The organism is Pseudoalteromonas sp. 3D05, assembly GCF_002723455.1.
In the GTDB taxonomy this organism is placed as follows: Bacteria; Pseudomonadota; Gammaproteobacteria; order Enterobacterales; family Alteromonadaceae; genus Pseudoalteromonas.
Map to the genome: position 1 here is coordinate 72,230 of NZ_PDUS01000006.1, position 17,458 is coordinate 89,687.

Sequence of the window (17,458 nt, forward strand, 5' to 3'; positions counted from 1 at the left end):
GTTACCTACTTAAAAATTCACTTAATAATCTATCGCACTCATATAAAGGTAAGCCCACTACGGCAAAATAGCTACCTGAAATATGTGTTACAAACCGTCCTCCTAACCCCTGAATTCCATACCCGCCGGCTTTATCCTTTGGCTCGCCACTTTGCCAATAACTTTCTAGCTCATCGTTACTTAATGATTTAAAAGTGACTTCGGTTTGAATTACTTGGCTTATAACATCGTTTGGAGTGGCAAATGCAATGGCCGTTAACACCTGGTGTGTTCGATTAGATAGGCGCTGCATCGTAGTTATAAAATCAGCTTTATCAGTTGGTTTTCCAAGCGTTTGCCCATCAATAACGACAACTGTATCACTGCCAAGAACAGGGCGATCAGTATAACCCATCGCAACACCTGTTTGCGCTTTAAGACGTGCTAAACGCTCAACATAGTCAACAGCAGACTCGTCAGCTAATTGGCTTTCATCTGCATCTACACTAAATTGTGAAAACTCATAACCAAGCTGCGTTAGCAGCTCTTTGCGTCGCGGAGAAGCCGACGCTAAATAAATTGCACTTTGCATTATCTAATCCTGAAATGGCGACGATACTTGCGTAATAATAAGAAAATCCAAGGCCAACTTAGCATGCCTGTAACGACGGGCCATAAATACTGCGGGTTAAAATAAACGTCCATTAAAAAATGATTTAGCCAAAATTGCATGAGATGGTAAAACATTAAGAATAAACCCACTAAAATAGCTTGTTGCCAAATGGAAAAATTGCGAATTTTTTGAAAGTTACTAGCTGTAACAAAAATACAAATAGAAAAGGTGAGTGAATTGACACCCAACGGCGAACCCGACGCTAAATCAATCAATAAACCAACAACCCAGGCAGTACCAATATTTAATCGATGAGGAACCGCTAATGACCAATACATTAAAACCAACAACACCCAATCTGGGCGAAACGGTTCAAATGAAAAAGGCAGAGGCATTAGCGACATAATCAAAGCAAAGAAAATACTCACTCCGATCAAAAAGCTATGACGGCTATTCACTGCTAATAATCTCCTGCTGCTGACGCCATAAAACAACCAATAAACGGATGCGATCTAGTTGAGCTACAGGCTCAGCGTATACTTGAGCAAAAGGACTGCCTTCATCACGGTTGATTTCTGTAACAATGGCAACGGGGTAACCCTCAGGAAATGTGCCACCCAATCCTGATGTCACCAACACATCACCTATGCGAACATCTAAACTATGAGGAACATGCGACAATTTAACTTGATTTATCTTACCCATACCTTCAACCACAGTGCGCACTTCATTACGTAAAATACGCACCGGTGTAGCATGAGTCGTGTCCGTCATCAACAACACACGAGACGTTGTTGACCCAACCTTCGTTAATTGGCCAACAACCCCCATTTCATCAATTACCGCCTGCCCTTCACTTAAACCATCGATTGCGCCTCGGTTAATAACCACTTGGTGGCTATACGGGTTTGAATGCACCGATAGTATTTGGGCGATAATTTTTCGGTTGGCTTGCTTTGCTGAAGAGCCTAGTAGTGCTCTTAGTTTCTGATTTTCTTTCGTTAAAAATTGGTATTGTTGTAACTGCTCACTTTGTAACAACTGCTTTTGTTTAAGCGCTTCATTTTCGCTTAATAGTTGCTCACGAGTTTGTAAGCTTTTAGCACCAAAACTAAATACTTCATACGGTAAGTTGGCAAGATAAATTAATGGGCTGACAAGTGTATTTAAACTGGTGCGTACCGTTGTACTACCTTCGGTATACTTATCGCCAACTATCAACACGATACTCAAAAGCACTGCGACAAAAAGTCGCAGTTGCAATGAAATCGTACGTCCAAACATTAACTTCATTAGTCGTAACTAAATACGTCACCACCGTGCATATCAATCATTTCTAGCGCTTTACCACCACCACGTGCAACACACGTAAGTGGGTCATCAGCAACAACTACAGGAATACCGGTTTCTTCCATTAGTAAGCGATCTAAATCTTTTAGTAATGCACCGCCACCTGTTAATACCATGCCCTTAGCAGAGATATCTGAAGCAAGCTCTGGTGGTGACTGCTCAAGCGCCACCATAACAGCACTCACAATACCCATTAATGGCTCTTGCAATGCTTCTAAAATTTCATGAGAGTTAAGTGTGAACGAACGAGGTACACCTTCAGCCAAGTTACGGCCGCGTACTTCAATCTCAACTGGCTCATCCGTTTTAAAAGCGGAGCCAATTTGGTGCTTAATATTTTCAGCGGTCGCCTCACCAATCAAACTACCAAAGTTACGACGCACATAATTAATGATTGCTTCATCAAATTTATCACCACCAATACGCACTGACGATGAATAAACCACACCATTCAATGAGATAATAGCAACTTCAGTGGTACCACCACCGATGTCCACAACCATAGAACCGGTTGCTTCAGATACAGGCAAGCCTGCGCCAATCGCTGCTGCCATTGGCTCTTCAATTAAATAAACCTCACGGGCACCTGCACCCATTGCTGATTCGCGAATTGCACGTTTTTCAACTTGCGTTGCACCACATGGTACACAAATTAAAACACGCGGGCTTGGACGCATAAAGTTGTTGTTATGTACTTGCTTGATAAAGTGCTGAAGCATTTTTTCAGTCACATAAAAGTCGGCGATTACACCGTCTTTCATAGGACGAATAGCTTTAATATTGCCAGGCGTTCGGCCTAACATCTGCTTCGCTTCAGTACCCACCGAAGCAACACTTTTAGGGCCACCAGCACGCTCTTGACGAATAGCGACAACAGATGGCTCATTGAGGACTATGCCTTCATCTTTGACATAAATAAGGGTATTGGCTGTACCCAAGTCGATCGATAGATCGTTTGAAAAAATACCACGGAGTTTCTTAAACATGAGGCTGGATGACCTTTGAAAAACGTTCTTATATTAGCTATTAGTCACTTTAACACGCTGAGTTTGTTCAGCAATCAAAAGCATCATTAGCTAGGTAAATTAGCAAAAAGGAAGCATTGCTTCCTTTCAAGAATATTTATCGTTCTCGTACTAAGCGAAAACCAATGTAATTTGCACGAAAATCAGGTGCTAAAATCAAACGTGTTGCTGCTCTGGCAAGGCTTGGAGCAAAATTCCATGCACCACCACGCACTGTTACGTCTGATTGACCCGATGATTTATGAGTCCATTCCCATACATTTCCTACCGTATCGTACAAGCCAAACGCGTTGGGCGAAAACGAACCTACAGGCGCTGCGCTGCGGTTTGACCATTCACTGCCACACCAACCACAATTAGCTAGGTTTTTACCAATTTCATTACCCCAAGGGTATTCTGTTGTTGTACCTGAGCGAGCAGCATATTCCCACTCAATTTCACTAGGTAAACGATATTGTTGGGCAGTCTCACCCGATAACCAATCAGCGTAAGCTTTAGCATCATTGTAAGTTAAGCACACCGCTGGGAAATTACTTTCTTGCTCAAAACCTGGATTACGCCAATTTAAGCTCACTTCCCACACAGGTTCACCATTAAGGTAATAAGCGCAGCCACGATTAAGTTCAGCCTCGGTTTTATAACCTGTGCTCGATACAAACTTTTGGTACTCACCCACGGTCACTTCTTTGCTTTGCATAGCAAAAGAGTTTTCAATCGTTTTTTCGACCACCGGGCGCTCGTTTGCTAAGCCGTTACCGTTAATATCGCCCATTTTGAACGTACCAGCTGGGATCACAACAACAGCAGCGCTCGACGTGCTATTTATCGATTTATTGCTTTGCTCTCTGGTGAAGGTCGGTGCAGCAATCGACTCAGGCTTTTTTACTAACTTGGCGTTTATCGTGTGTGCCTTTCGTAAATCAATCCTAACACGGTAAGGTTTATACCCTTGCTTACGCACTTCAATATCATGAAGCCCACGTGGTAACGACGTTGATAGTCGTGTCGAGCCAAAACTCACTCCATCAATAAACACTTCGTCATCGTACACATTTGAACGTAATGTCAGCTCGACCATTTTGTTCTTCGTATTATCAACAACAAGCGAGTTTGCATTCGTTGCTGGCTTTACAGCGTAATCTCTAACAGGCTGTTGGCTCATACGCGATACAGAAACGGTATTATCCTGAGTATCACTGAATGTTAACTGACTATCGTAAAACCCTGTTCCGTAGCTTGCTTGGTAAGCTGTGCTTAGTGGAGTACCGTACTCTGAGCAATAACGGTTATCAACACTCAATAAGTTGCATAAACGGCTACTGTTTACATCGCCACGCATAGTCACGCTCAGGTTAACGTTATAATTACCTTGACCACTAAATGCGCTATTTACAACATGACTACTAATAATTTGTACTTGAGCGCCAGCCATATTGCGTTTAGGTTCAACTAGACGTTCTTCCGTCAGGTTGGCAAAAATTTGATCAATGAAGCGTTTTGTGGCTTTTTGCAAGCCCATTTGTTGACCGCGTTGTTCACAGGCAGCCAGCGTTTCAGTGCGCTTACAGTTAATTGTATGATCAACCTCAAGCGTACCTTCACGAGTAAACTCATTTCTTAATCGTTCAACACGTGCTGTTGTTAGTTGCTCTTTCAAGCTTTCGAGGGTATTTAACTGAGTATGTTTAGCTACACGAATTTGCTCAATATCTTTACGATGTGATGCAATTGCCGCTAACTGCATCGCGATGTCATCTTTATTTTGTTTATGATCAACAACGGCTTGCTGGTAACGCGCCTGAGCAGTACTAATATCAATAGTAGGATCGTCGATCAGACGACGATACATTTCATTCATCGCATCAAGCGCTTGGTTTTTCTCTTTGTCTAACTCAGCTGAGCGAGCACGTAATAAATCAAGTTGGCTTTGTAACTGACTTTCTTCTTTTAAGTGTTTTTCAAGTATTTGTGTAGAGTTATCGTATTCAGCTTGTTTAATACTGATCTCAGATTCAATTCCAGAAACGGTTGCTGTATCTTGTGCAAATGCACACGATGCAAACAAACTTGCTGAAATTAACAGAGATAAAGGAGCAATTCGCATATATTCCATTCCCAAAAAGCGGCAATTATTTGGTCATTATTTATTTTTTATAATTAAACTCTTATGCTATGTACTTGCAAGGCAAAACACAAGCTTTGTTCAAAAATTATCTGAGTTTACAACTATTACCATCCATCATGCTAGTAAATAACCATTTCATTCAATGAAAATCATCATTTTAATGCTTATGTTATGAATCATTTTCTTATAGATAATTATTTTGCTAGCCTTGTGTATCATTTTATTCAAAGATAAAACCGTGTATTCAATTTCCGAGTCCCCACTACAACAAATAACAAGCCCAATATTGCTCAAACAAAATCTTACCTTGCACATAAAGCGTGATGATCTTCTGCACCCGCTGATCAGTGGCAACAAGTGGCGTAAATTAAAATACAATTTAATTAGTATGCGCACTCAAGGGAAAAGCGAATTAGTGACTTTTGGAGGGGCCTTCTCAAATCATATCCATGCCTGTGCTGCGGCCGGAAAAGAATTTAATTTCAAAACACACGGAATCATTCGTGGTCCTGAACTTGATTTAAATAACCCAACCTTACAATTTGCTCAACAAGCAGGTATGCATCTACACCCAGTGACACGTTTAGAGTACCGCGAACGCCATAAACATGATTATTTAACCGCATTGCAAACACGATTTCCACATGCCTACTTACTTCCTGAGGGAGGCACAAATGAGGCCGCTTTATTTGGTTGTAAAGAACTGGCAGAATCATTACCACACAGTGATTATATAATTTGTCCAACGGGAAGTGGTGGCACGCTTGCTGGATTGATAGAAGGCGCCTCCCCAAATACACATGTAATGGGTATCGCTGTTTTGAAGCAAGCTGAGTATTTAATTAATGAAATAAAAGCACTGAGCAAAAAAGCAAATAGCCAAACTAATTGGCAGCTACTGTGTGATTACCATGACGGCGGATACGGAAGGTTTAGTCAGCACTTATGGCAGTTTTGTGAGTCAATGCGCACCGCTCATCTACTACCGCTTGAACCTATTTACTCAGGGAAAATGATGTATGCATTATGGCAGCTAATTGAACAAGGCTTCTTTGCATCTGGGAGTAAAATTGTCGCAATCCACACTGGCGGCCTCCAAGGATTGGATGGATTACGATATCGACAACTCATATAAACATAATTTTAGTAAAGTGTTACTTGAGTGAACTCTTGCAATGGTTCCGTAAAATAAAAACCTTGCGCAGCTCTTACACCTAGGTTCTTTAACGTATTTAGTTCTTGTTGCGTTTCCACACCCACGCCATAAACACCAAGATTAAGCTGCTCACCTTTAGCAACAATGTCTTGAACAGTACGCTGTTGCTTTAAATGCTTATCAATATTGTGCATCAGCTCGTAGCCAAGCTTTAACCCTCTGAGTAGCTTAAACGACGTTAAAGATGCAAACTCATCACTGGTAAGAATATTATCAATGACAATTGATGCATTTATCGCGGTAATCTGCTCAAAAGCAGGTGTAAGCTCAGCTTTAAACTGATTAAAGTCCTCTGCTGAAATCTCAAACTGGAGTTTCTGAGCATCTTTAAATGTACTGATAGTCTGTGCAAACTGCTTCCAAAACCGTCGGTTTACCCAGTTTTGTGAATGTAAGTTAATACTTACAACCAACTGTGAAGGCTCTTTATTTAGAATAGATATCACATGTTCAATAACCGTAATATCCAACTGCATGATTGAAGTATCGGTTTTTAAATGAGGAATAAACTGCCTAGCAGATAATAATCCTAACGATTTATGTCTAATTCTTATCAGAGCCTCATGTTGTAGCATTTCCCCTGTATTCAAATCAAAAAGAGGCTGAAAAAATAGAGTGAATTTTTTCTTTGCTATGTACTCTGGTAAATCTTTGCTGCTACTTTTTAATACTTCAAAATGAGTATGACTAAAAGGTATCCGCATTGTATGCCGCCATGGGCTTTGCTTAGCTTGCTCTAAAGCGGATTTAGTAAGTTGATAAACAACAGATTGATCTGCACCTAATCTATAATTACATACACCTAATTTAATATTTTTTCGCGACAAATCTTGACGGTAGAATAGTGAAGCCTGATAAATCACTTGATGCAGCTTATGTGTATAACTGTCTAACTTTGCTTGCGGTATACCCTGTAAAGTAATCGCCAACCCACCTGATTTAAGCAGTTTAACTGAAACTTTAGGAAGTTCACCAAACCCTTTAGCAATAACCAATTTAAAATGGCTTTCTAAGTCGATATTCTCTGGAAAAGGGTAGCCCCAATAAAACAGTGCGAATAAATGGTAATTACCTTGCTGTATGTAATACAACTTTTCAATTTCATCATCTTTGATTGTCTTAGGTACACTACTCGCCCCCTCTTCGTGACTTTTGTTACTACCTACACGACTATTGTTTGGTAAACGTTGAGAGGAAGCCCTGGTTGCTTGTGCAAAGTTACTTTCATAACGTTTATAAAGCATTTTCCACCAGCGATACCCCCACATTATTGCACCAATGATAACCAAATTAAATAATATAAATATGTAGCTTTCAACAACCCAATAAGGCCTATGGTAGAGCCTCAAACTAATATTTTTATAATTAAATATGTCACTTTTTTCACCCATCAAAGCAGAAAAGTAGTGCGGCGTTGAATTACCCTCGGGCTCAAGCATAAAACCATGTGCATTTACTAATGCACCAATGACTTCTTTGTTTACAACCATATCTAGCTTTAAATCATAAACCTGCTGGGCAAGTTTTACTCCTGCTACATGCACCTTCTGATGCAAAACGTCACCCAATAAGAGGTTAAATACACAAATAAACATTAAGCAAACAGCAATATAAATACTGAGCATATTTACTCGTAGATTTTTCAATTTAATTGCCATGGTTCGCACAGAATGATGAAGGAATAGATCAAGTGTTGTTCAAGATCCCCATAAACACAAGGCTTGGAGGCTATTTTAAATGTAACCAAGGTGCTCAAATTATAAAACCTACGTATTTATAATTACCTAACTGATAATGACGACAGTATTAGGGTCTGCTTACCTTTAAAGGTTAAATGTACAGCAGTCTGTTTGGTATTTAGGCAAGGCTGTGCCTATGTGGTGTGGTTATTCCCCATAAATAGGCGCTCATCATAAAGCAAACGAAAATAGGTATTGTAACTGCGCTACTCCTACGTACTGATAAGTTGGCTTCAACTCTTACTAGAGCAAACCATTTTTATAGCTATAAAGACAAAAAAACCCTGTAATAACAGGGCTTTTCTATATTTTTACTTTTGTCTTTGGTTAAAACGGAATATCGTCGTCAAAGTCAATCGGTGGTTCCATTGGGTTTGATGCGCCGCCTTGCGGTGCGTTTTGCGGTTTAGGTGCAAAACCACCTTGTTGAGGTGCATTAGCATTGCTGCTTTGCTGCTGGTTATAACCACCACCTGATTGGTATTGATTATTTTGCTGCGGTGCAGTAGCTGGTTGCTGGCGCGCTGCTGGTGCTTGTTGCTGTGGCGCACTTTGTTGTTGCCCATAACCACCACCTTGTTGTGGTGCGCTTTGTTGCTGGCCATAACCGCCACCTTGTTGTGGAGCGCTTTGCTGTTGGTTGTAACCACCTTGTGATTGACCACCTTGAGACTGGCCACCTTGGTAACCACCACCTTGCTGATCACCTCCACGCGCACCTAACATTTGCATCTGGCCTGTGAAGCCATCTACAACGATTTCTGTGGTGTATTTTTCTTGACCTTGTTGATCGGTCCACTTACGTGTTTGAAGTTTACCTTCAACGTAAATTTGTGAACCTTTACGGCAGTATTCACCCACGATTTCAGCTAATTTGCCAAAAAACACCACGCGATGCCATTCAGTTTTATCGACCATTTGGCCGGTGTTTTTATCTTTGTAGCTATCTGAAGTAGCTAAAGTAATGTTTGCTACGCCATTACCATTAGGCATATAACGTACTTCTGGATCTTGGCCTAAATTACCAACCAAGATTACTTTATTAACACCGCGTGCCATGGACCTTTCTCCTATTTACGTTAGCTCAAACCAGCCACTTTACGGGCTTGGTCTAGGTCAAATTCTTTATCATTAATCTTTAAGTAGCTGCGATTTTCTTCGCATACAACCGTTGCTTCAATTACCCCTGGTAAAGCAACCAATTTAGAGGCAAGCGTTTGTGCTTGCTGCTCTGAACTTAATTCTGTCATTAAGCTAATCATTTTACTTCTAGGCGGGACTTGCATTTGCCAAGCAAGGATAAGCCATATTAACCCAACAAGTGCGGCTGCGGCAAACACTGCTTGCGGGCTTGCTGATTGCGCTACGTAACCCCCTAAAATGCCACCTAAAAATGCACCAAAAAATTGCCCTGAGGAAAACACGCCCATGGCAGAACCTTTTTGATTGGCTGGGGCTAATCGCGAAACAAGCGCAGGCATTGTCGCTTCTAAAAAATTAAAAGCGATGAAGTAAGCAAGCATGCACAGTGCCATACCAATAACTGAATCAACACCCGCAGCTAAAGCTACCATGCTCAATACCAATACAATGATAGATCCTAAAAATGCCTGTTTTTCTTTTTCTTTACGAATAGCAATAATCATCACAGGCGCCATTAGCAAAAATGCTAAAATCAACACTGGAATATAGACTTGCCAATGTGCTTCAGCCGCCAAACCTTTTACAATTAATTGCCCAGGTAGCGCAACAAAAATAGCTGTTAACGTTAAGTGCAGGAGCATCACGCCAAAGTCTAAACGAGCAAGCTGTGAATGCTTAACCAGTTTTTTTATGTCAGAAAAACTGGCTAAAGTATCTCCTTTGGGTGCTTTACTTACGGCTTTAGGAACAAGAAAAAGCACAATAAATATGCCTAATACCGCTAATATTGCCGTTAGCCAAAATACACCTGCAATTCCCCAAGAAGCCGCCACCATTGGGCCTAACAACATAGCAAACGCAAAGCTCATACCTATGCTCATGCCAATTACAGCCATTACTTTTGGCCGTTGTTCATCTCGGCTTAAATCAGATGCAAATGCTAATAAAGAACTGGCAATAGCCCCCATACCTTGTAAGGCACGTCCAAGAGTAACCATTTGCATTGAATCAGCCGTTGCTGCGATCACAGAGCCCAAGGCAAACACACTCAAACCACCCACGATCACTTTTTTGCGGCCTATTTTGTCTGATAACCAGCCCATAGGTATTTGCAATACAGCTTGCGTTAGTCCGTACGCACCAATAGCTATACCTATCCATAGTGGTGAAAAATCTGAAAGCTGCTGACCATAAATAGCCAGTACTGGCATAAGCATAAAGAGGCCAAGCATACGAAAAGCAAACACGCTCGCTAGGGAAACTGCGGCACGTTTTTCTCGTGAATTGAGTGAAGAAGCTGTCATGATTCGCGTGTTCTTGCTGTCTATTAGAATTCGAGGGGGGATTCTATCACAAGCTTAAGAATAAATAATCGCCTCAAAGCGATGATTTTTCATTGATCAAGGATTAATCTTCCCGCGTATTATGAGATACTCAACAAATAAATTTGGTAATGAAACGAGATAGCATGGAAAACATTGAAGTCCGAGGCGCCCGCACGCACAATTTAAAAGACATCAGCCTAACCATTCCCCGTGATAAGTTAATTGTTATCACTGGTCTATCTGGTTCTGGTAAATCGTCTTTAGCATTTGATACGTTATATGCAGAAGGGCAACGTCGGTATGTAGAATCTTTATCTGCTTACGCTAGACAATTTTTATCATTAATGGAAAAGCCTGATGTTGATCACATTGAAGGCCTTTCTCCTGCAATCTCGATTGAGCAAAAATCAACATCACATAATCCACGCTCAACAGTAGGTACTATTACCGAAATCTACGATTACCTTCGCTTAATGTTTGCCCGTGTAGGTGAGCCACGCTGCCCAACTCATGATTTACCGCTTGCTGCACAAACAGTGAGTCAAATGGTAGATACTGTTTTAGCCTTTGAAGAAGGCAGCAAACTCATGTTGCTAGCGCCTGTAGTTAAAGAGCGCAAAGGCGAACATGTTAAATTATTAGAACAATTAGCTAGCCAGGGTTACATTCGCGCACGTATCGATGGTGAAGTGTGTGATTTATCCGATCCTCCTACTCTAGAACTACACAAAAAACACACCATTGAAGTCGTTGTTGACCGTTTTAAAGTGAAAGATGGCTTACAACAACGCTTAGCAGAATCATTCGAAACTGCATTAGAGCTTTCATCAGGTGTTGCGATCATCGCTTCGATGGATGACGCAAATAGCGAAGAATTGTTGCTCTCTGCAAATTTTGCATGCCCAACGTGTGGTTATGCCATGACCGAACTTGAACCTCGATTATTCTCGTTTAATAACCCAGCAGGTGCATGTCAGAGTTGTGATGGTTTAGGGGTAAGACAGTATTTTGACCCAAATCGAGTAATTCAAAACCCTGAATTAAGTTTATCCGGTGGTGCTATTAAAGGCTGGGACAAACGCAGTTTCTATTATTTCCAAATGCTACAAGCGGTTGCTGAGCATTATAAGTTTGATTTAGAAGTACCTTTTCAAAATATCAGTAAAGAACATCAAAAAGTTATTTTAGAAGGCTCTGGCAGCACCAAAATTGCGTTTAATTACCGCAATGACCGAGGGGATTTAATAACACGTAATCATGAATTTGAAGGCGTGTTAAATAATATGAACCGCCGCTACCGCGAAACAGAATCAAATTCGGTGCGCGAAGAACTAGCAAAATATCAAACTAGCCAAGCGTGTCCAAGCTGTAAAGGTTCAAGGCTGCGTCAAGAAGCGCGCAGCGTTTTTATAGGGCAAACCAATTTACCTGATATCACCACGATGAGTATCGGTGAAGCCATGGATTTTTTCCAAAACCTTTCTTTAACAGGTCAGCGTGGTCAAATAGCAGAGAAGATCTTAAAAGAGATCCGTGATCGTTTATCTTTTTTAATTAATGTTGGATTAAACTACCTATCGCTCGAGCGCAGCGCCGATACACTCTCCGGTGGTGAAGCACAGCGTATTCGCCTTGCGAGTCAAATTGGCGCTGGTTTAGTAGGCGTTATGTATGTACTCGATGAGCCATCTATTGGCTTACACCAACGGGATAATGATCGCCTTTTACAAACACTTATTCATTTACGCGATTTAGGTAATACAGTGATTGTAGTAGAACACGATGAAGATGCGATCCGTGCAGCCGATCATATCATCGATATTGGCCCTGGTGCCGGTGTCCATGGCGGTTACGTTATTGCTGAAGGAACCCGCGATGATATTTTAGCCAGTGAGAAGTCTGTTACGGGTCAATTCTTATCGGGTAAACGCAAAATCGAAGTTCCTGCTCAACGTCATCCAACCAACGATAAATGGCTTGAGCTATTTGGTGCCACGGGTAACAACCTTAAAAATGTTGATTTACACATTCCGTTTGGCTTAATGACGTGTATCACTGGTGTTTCTGGTTCTGGTAAATCAACCCTCATCAACGACACATTATTTAAGCTCGCACATACCGAGTTAAATGGTGCAACAACGGCAGAAGCCGCGCCTTATAAAGAAATTAAAGGACTTGAGCACTTCGATAAAGTAATCGATATTGATCAGAGCCCAATCGGTCGTACACCCCGCTCTAACCCTGCAACCTATACCGGTATATTTACGGGTATTCGTGAATTGTTTGCGGGCACACAAGAATCGCGTTCGCGTGGTTACAAAGTGGGTCGTTTCAGCTTTAACGTGAAAGGTGGTCGCTGTGAGGCCTGCCAAGGCGATGGCGTTATCAAAGTAGAAATGCACTTTTTACCAGATGTGTATGTACCATGTGATGTATGTAAAGGCCAACGCTACAACCGTGAAACCTTAGAAGTACAATATAAAGGTAAAAACATTCACCAAGTACTTGAGATGACAGTTGAAGATGCGCACGACTACTTTGACAAAATACCGGCCATTGCGCGTAAACTAAAAACATTAATGGATGTTGGGCTGTCTTATATTCGTTTAGGTCAAGCCGCTACAACGCTCTCTGGTGGTGAAGCACAGCGCGTTAAACTTGCCCGTGAGCTTTCTAAACGTGATACCGGTAAAACCTTATACATTCTTGATGAGCCAACGACCGGCTTGCACTTTGCTGATATAGAACAGTTATTAGTTGTACTGCATCGCTTGCGTGATCATGGCAATACCATAGTAGTGATTGAGCATAATCTTGATGTGATTAAGACCGCTGACTGGATTGTCGATTTAGGCCCTGAAGGCGGCGCGGGTGGTGGTGAGATTCTCATTGCCGGCACACCGGAAGAAGTCGCTGAGTGTGAGCGTTCACATACTGGGCACTATTTGAAGTCATTACTTTAAAGGTTTATACAGGGAATGTTGAGATACTTTAAAGTGACAACTTGGCGTGCAAATAGGCAATTAAAGCAGCAAAATGCAGCTTTAAAGCCCCATAAAGCACGCCTTACTAAACGCTTACAAACCATCTGGTTTAGCTTAAGTACAGCACAAAAGCTATACTTACTCGCTTTAATCAGTTTAGTCGTTTTTCAATCCACATCACTTACTAGTATTCTCACGGTGACAGCTTTAATTGTCGAGTTTTGGCCTAAGTTTATAACGCTTTGGCACTCGCTCGCAGGGAAGGCTTTAATATTGTTATTTTACGCAATAATAGCCAATTTTGTACTTGCCAGTGCCAGTGGTATCGTCAACGAAGTGACTTTAGTTTCTGCTGCACACTTCAACTACACTCACAATTTTGCAACTCTGCTCTATTTGCCTCCTTGGGCGCTAGGGATAACGCTATTCACTTTGCTTATAGTGCAACTATTGCTTCCTTTTTACATTGTGATTTTATTGCTAATAAAACCCTTTGGTTCAGATCGCGTGAAATTTATCACGCAAAGCTACTCACCTTTGTTAACTGCACTATTGCGATTTGCTTTAGCTAGTGTAGTTATTATCAATCTAGTTTCTTTTATAGACGATAAGCCCACAGAAGCCGTATTTGATGACCTCGTTAATAGTTTTACTAGTGGAGCAGAAGCGGGTAGAACTCTTGTAAAAGGTACTCCCCAAGGACAGTTAGTTGCAGTTAATGAGCTCACTAAAAATACTGAAGCGCCGCAGTCGAGTAGGCCTCCTAATGAACAACAAAGTGTTACTGTAAATGTTGAAGGAGATAACGAAGCAGCCAATAGTATGCGCCACTTCCTTGATACCAAAGGCTATTTTGAGCGCAGTAAATGGTTGATTGCTTCATTCGCCTACAACTTTGAAGCTGACGATTTTTCGCGCTGCGCTAAAGCTAAAAATAGCAAGGTAGTTGAGCTAAACGATTATGAAATTGTTGAAATAACACCTGACAATACGATGCCTTACAGCTACAAATTTATAGTTAAAGCCTGTGAGTCACCCGCATTTAAAACTATGTTGAATAAGCGCAACGCAAATTGAGCTAATCAATAGCTCCACTAAGTGCAACTCTCGTTGCAACGTATTTTACAAAATAGCGCGCTAAATCAGTTGGGATAGCCTACTCATCCCAACTGATTTGCATAATTTGCATATCCTTGTATTTAGCACCCGTAAATAAAATTTCGTTCTTTTCATTCACTTCAAAAGCAATATGTCGAAAATCCACATGTGTATTTTGCACAGTTTTATCATGTAAATTTAGTCTAGCGATTCGAGAGATAGAGTCAGAATAATAGAAATAATCTTTACTAATTCCATACACATTCGCTTTTCGAGCATTTGTGGGTAATTCCCAGCTTTGTTTATCTGCCAGACTAATTAACTGATTGTGACTGACGGCATACGCATTGCCTTCACCATCTGAAATAAGTTTATTAGCCTTCACATCCTGAATCACACGAGTGTCACGAGTTAGTAAATTAAGCTCAGCGAGTGTGTTTTTTGAACCAATTTGCTCAACATAAAGAATGCTTTCGTTATTTTTTGACCAAATATAACTGACTATTTTACGCTCGTTAAATTCATCTAACGGGTAGAGCTTTTGCGTATTTACGTCAAAAAAAGCATAGCGTTTATTTATTACTAATAATATACGCTGCTTATTAGGGGATACTTTTAATCCTCCTAACTTATAGTCAGTTGATGGGCCATCATATTTAAATAAACTCAGCTGCTTTGTCAGTCCATTTTGAGCAATCCATAATTGGCTACTACCAGAGCGCTCAGATACAAACACATGGGCTGGCCCCGCTGTATTGATGACCTCAACAATGTAGTAGTCATCTTCATCACTTTTATGAAGTGGCTCATATTCAGGGTTATCGCTAAAAAGATTGGTCGCTTTAATTAATGAGTATGCTTGTGTTTTATTGGCTGAATAAAACAGACTATTAGCAGATTGAACCGCAATGTAATAAGGTGAAATTGCAGGAGTAATCGTTAATGTCCGTTTAACAATATTATTTTTATCAAACACTATGCTTGAAAGATCAGAACCTTCAAACACGATTACACCTTGGTCGTTTGACAGCCAGTCAAAAGCAAAACTAACGGCTCTTTTCTTCGCTTTAAATAATCGTTTAGTCTCACGTGTAGTGAAGTCGTAACTAAATACAGAAAAAGGCTGACCTTTTTGACTTAATATATACGCTATTTTATTACCAGAATGAGACAAACGAGGCATCATTACACCATACATTACACCTGGTGGCGGAATAACAATGGACTCCTTCTGTAACTCTAAATCAAATTTATATAAACCTGAGCCATCTTGTTCATTTTTATACTCAGTATAATAAATATGCTCGCGCCTTTGGTCTACTTGCGCATATCCTGTGTACCTTAAGTCACATTTTTTTATACGTTGAACGTCTCCAATAATGGGAAACTGGCTTAAATCAACCAGTACCATTTCGCACTGTTGCTGTTTTAAGTTTGTCGCTTGTAATAGCACTGCATGCTGGTTTAACTGCCATGATAAAACAGATACTTGAAACCCTGGGTACGTAAGCTCAACTTCTCGTTGATCTGAAAGGCGCTTAATGAATGCACGATTAAAATCCCCTTCTGGCTCAACATTGGTATAAGCTAAATATTGTTTATCTGAGGATATCTCAGGGTGAACTTCACTGCCTATATTCCAGGTACTTGCGACCTTATTAACCGTGATCTGTTTAATATTTCCTGCAGAAGGAGTGTTAATAAAAAACAACCCAAACCACACTAACAAGCAAAGGCATACGATAACTAATATTGAATAAACCCAGAACTTTTTAATAGTCTTATTTTTAACCGGTGTTGAAATAATTGTATTAGCAAAATTTTCATTTACGGTATTCATAATCGTTGTTTCAGGAAGAGAACTTGCTGGTTGCTCTATCTCACTAGTTTGCGCTAAGTTCTTTGGCATTACCGTTAAACTATAACCTTTTCGGTAATGTGTTTTTAAAAGAGGTGCTTTTTCAGTTGGGTGGGTAAGCTGCTTTCTTAACTCTGAAATGGCTCGGTTAATCGCATTATCATCAACAAAGCTTTGCTGCCACACACTCTCAACTAGCGTTTGACGGGAAACGATTTGCTGAGGCTTACCTATAAAATGCAGTAATAACTTAACTAAAAGTGGATCTAATTCCCTTTCTAAGTCATTTGAAGTAATCACACAGCGATTACTAATAAATTGCCAAGGTCCGATTTGATAATTCATAGTCTTTACGTATTTTTATTTTTGTAAACCGTACCACATCTACAGATTATTTTGTATAAAAAGCATTTTAAACCTTATATTGGCAATATAAGGTTTAAAGATAACCCATTAAATTTAAACAAATTACTAATCAAAAAACCTTATCTATTAATTGCTCATAACTAGATAAGCGACTCTTAATAAATTCAGCGATATTCTTTAAACCGTCATCAACGAGCAGCTTAGTAACAATCATTTGTGATTCTAAATTAGCTGCAATTAAAAATATAAAAGGTTTAATTATGAAAAGCACAATGAAAAAAGCACTACCAGTTCTACTACTAGCAACTGCTTTTACGACGACTTCAGTTATCGCAGCTGATACAAAAAACAACACTGCAGAAGTGAACTTTGAGCAGTGCATGGTTGGTGAGCGTATAGAAACAACAAAACCAATTATTAAAACTAATAAAGCAGATACGGCTGATTTGTTAAAAAGTAATGCTGATAAGCAAACGTTACTTTCATCAATAGATAGAAAAATATCAGCTGAGCTTGACTCTTCTATGAACAAAATAAACTCGCAGATAGATAAAAAACTTTCAAAAGTAACATCGTCAATTACTGCTTATTTCAGCAATGTTTTATCTAACTAAAAACAATAAATTTTAAAATTAAA

General features: G+C 40.2%; 13 protein-coding genes. 4 read left to right on the forward strand and 9 right to left on the reverse strand.

Annotated features, from left to right (window positions below; translation table 11 throughout):
• Position 1 precedes the first annotated feature (1 nt).
• From CSC79_RS08185 to CSC79_RS08205, 5 genes are all read right to left on the reverse strand, one after another.
• Positions 2 to 571 (reverse strand): nucleoside triphosphate pyrophosphatase, encoded by a 570-nt coding sequence (locus CSC79_RS08185; RefSeq protein ID WP_099295341.1) that lies wholly within the window; start codon positions 569 to 571, stop codon positions 2 to 4.
• Complete coding sequence (mreD, locus tag CSC79_RS08190; protein WP_099295342.1) at positions 571 to 1,050, reverse strand: rod shape-determining protein MreD; 480 nt, start codon at positions 1,048 to 1,050, stop codon at positions 571 to 573. The genes CSC79_RS08185 and mreD overlap by 1 nt, the downstream gene beginning before the upstream one ends.
• Complete coding sequence (mreC, locus tag CSC79_RS08195; protein ID WP_180270406.1) at positions 1,043 to 1,885, reverse strand: rod shape-determining protein MreC; 843 nt, start codon at positions 1,883 to 1,885, stop codon at positions 1,043 to 1,045. The genes mreD and mreC overlap by 8 nt, the downstream gene beginning before the upstream one ends.
• On the reverse strand, positions 1,885 to 2,928 hold the full coding sequence (locus tag CSC79_RS08200; protein ID WP_058560919.1) for a rod shape-determining protein: 1,044 nt from the start codon (positions 2,926 to 2,928) through the stop codon (positions 1,885 to 1,887). Before CSC79_RS08200 ends, mreC begins: the two co-directional genes overlap by 1 nt.
• A 136-nt stretch (positions 2,929 to 3,064) precedes the next feature.
• Positions 3,065 to 5,071, reverse strand: a complete 2,007-nt coding sequence (locus CSC79_RS08205; RefSeq protein ID WP_099295343.1) for an SUMF1/EgtB/PvdO family nonheme iron enzyme — start codon at positions 5,069 to 5,071, stop codon at positions 3,065 to 3,067.
• Positions 5,072 to 5,330: 259 nt separating this feature from the next.
• On the opposite strand from CSC79_RS08205, the gene CSC79_RS08210 reads away from it, so the two are divergent.
• Positions 5,331 to 6,227, forward strand: coding sequence for a pyridoxal-phosphate dependent enzyme (locus tag CSC79_RS08210; protein WP_099295344.1), 897 nt, complete (start codon positions 5,331 to 5,333; stop codon positions 6,225 to 6,227).
• 8 nt (positions 6,228 to 6,235) lie between these two features.
• Here CSC79_RS08210 and CSC79_RS08215 read toward each other — a convergent pair whose 3' ends face one another.
• The 3 genes from CSC79_RS08215 to CSC79_RS08225 all read right to left on the reverse strand — a co-directional run bounded on the left by CSC79_RS08215 (position 6,236) and on the right by CSC79_RS08225 (position 10,494).
• Complete coding sequence (locus CSC79_RS08215) at positions 6,236 to 7,954, reverse strand: EAL domain-containing protein (protein ID WP_237113989.1); 1,719 nt, start codon at positions 7,952 to 7,954, stop codon at positions 6,236 to 6,238.
• 420 nt (positions 7,955 to 8,374) lie between these two features.
• Positions 8,375 to 9,106, reverse strand: a complete 732-nt coding sequence (ssb, locus tag CSC79_RS08220) for a single-stranded DNA-binding protein (protein WP_099295346.1) — start codon at positions 9,104 to 9,106, stop codon at positions 8,375 to 8,377.
• A gap of 20 nt (positions 9,107 to 9,126) precedes the next feature.
• Positions 9,127 to 10,494 (reverse strand): MFS transporter, encoded by a 1,368-nt coding sequence (locus CSC79_RS08225; RefSeq protein ID WP_099295347.1) that lies wholly within the window; start codon positions 10,492 to 10,494, stop codon positions 9,127 to 9,129.
• A 164-nt stretch (positions 10,495 to 10,658) separates the two neighbouring features.
• Here CSC79_RS08225 and uvrA point away from each other — a divergent pair, with 164 nt between their 5' ends.
• The gene (gene uvrA / locus CSC79_RS08230; RefSeq protein WP_099295348.1) at positions 10,659 to 13,478 is read left to right on the forward strand and encodes an excinuclease ABC subunit UvrA; all 2,820 of its coding nucleotides are present in this window, start codon (positions 10,659 to 10,661) and stop codon (positions 13,476 to 13,478) included.
• A 15-nt stretch (positions 13,479 to 13,493) separates the two neighbouring features.
• The gene (locus CSC79_RS08235) at positions 13,494 to 14,576 is read left to right on the forward strand and encodes a hypothetical protein (RefSeq protein WP_099295349.1); all 1,083 of its coding nucleotides are present in this window, start codon (positions 13,494 to 13,496) and stop codon (positions 14,574 to 14,576) included.
• Between the two features lie 79 nt (positions 14,577 to 14,655).
• Here the strand turns inward: CSC79_RS08235 and CSC79_RS08240 are convergent, their stop codons facing one another.
• Positions 14,656 to 16,800: a winged helix-turn-helix domain-containing protein gene (locus CSC79_RS08240; protein WP_099295350.1), complete on the reverse strand. Its 2,145-nt coding sequence runs from the start codon at positions 16,798 to 16,800 to the stop codon at positions 14,656 to 14,658.
• Positions 16,801 to 17,081: 281 nt separating this feature from the next.
• On the opposite strand from CSC79_RS08240, the gene CSC79_RS08245 reads away from it, so the two are divergent.
• On the forward strand, positions 17,082 to 17,435 hold the full coding sequence (locus tag CSC79_RS08245) for a hypothetical protein (RefSeq protein ID WP_099295351.1): 354 nt from the start codon (positions 17,082 to 17,084) through the stop codon (positions 17,433 to 17,435).
• The last annotated feature ends 23 nt before the right edge of the window (positions 17,436 to 17,458 follow it).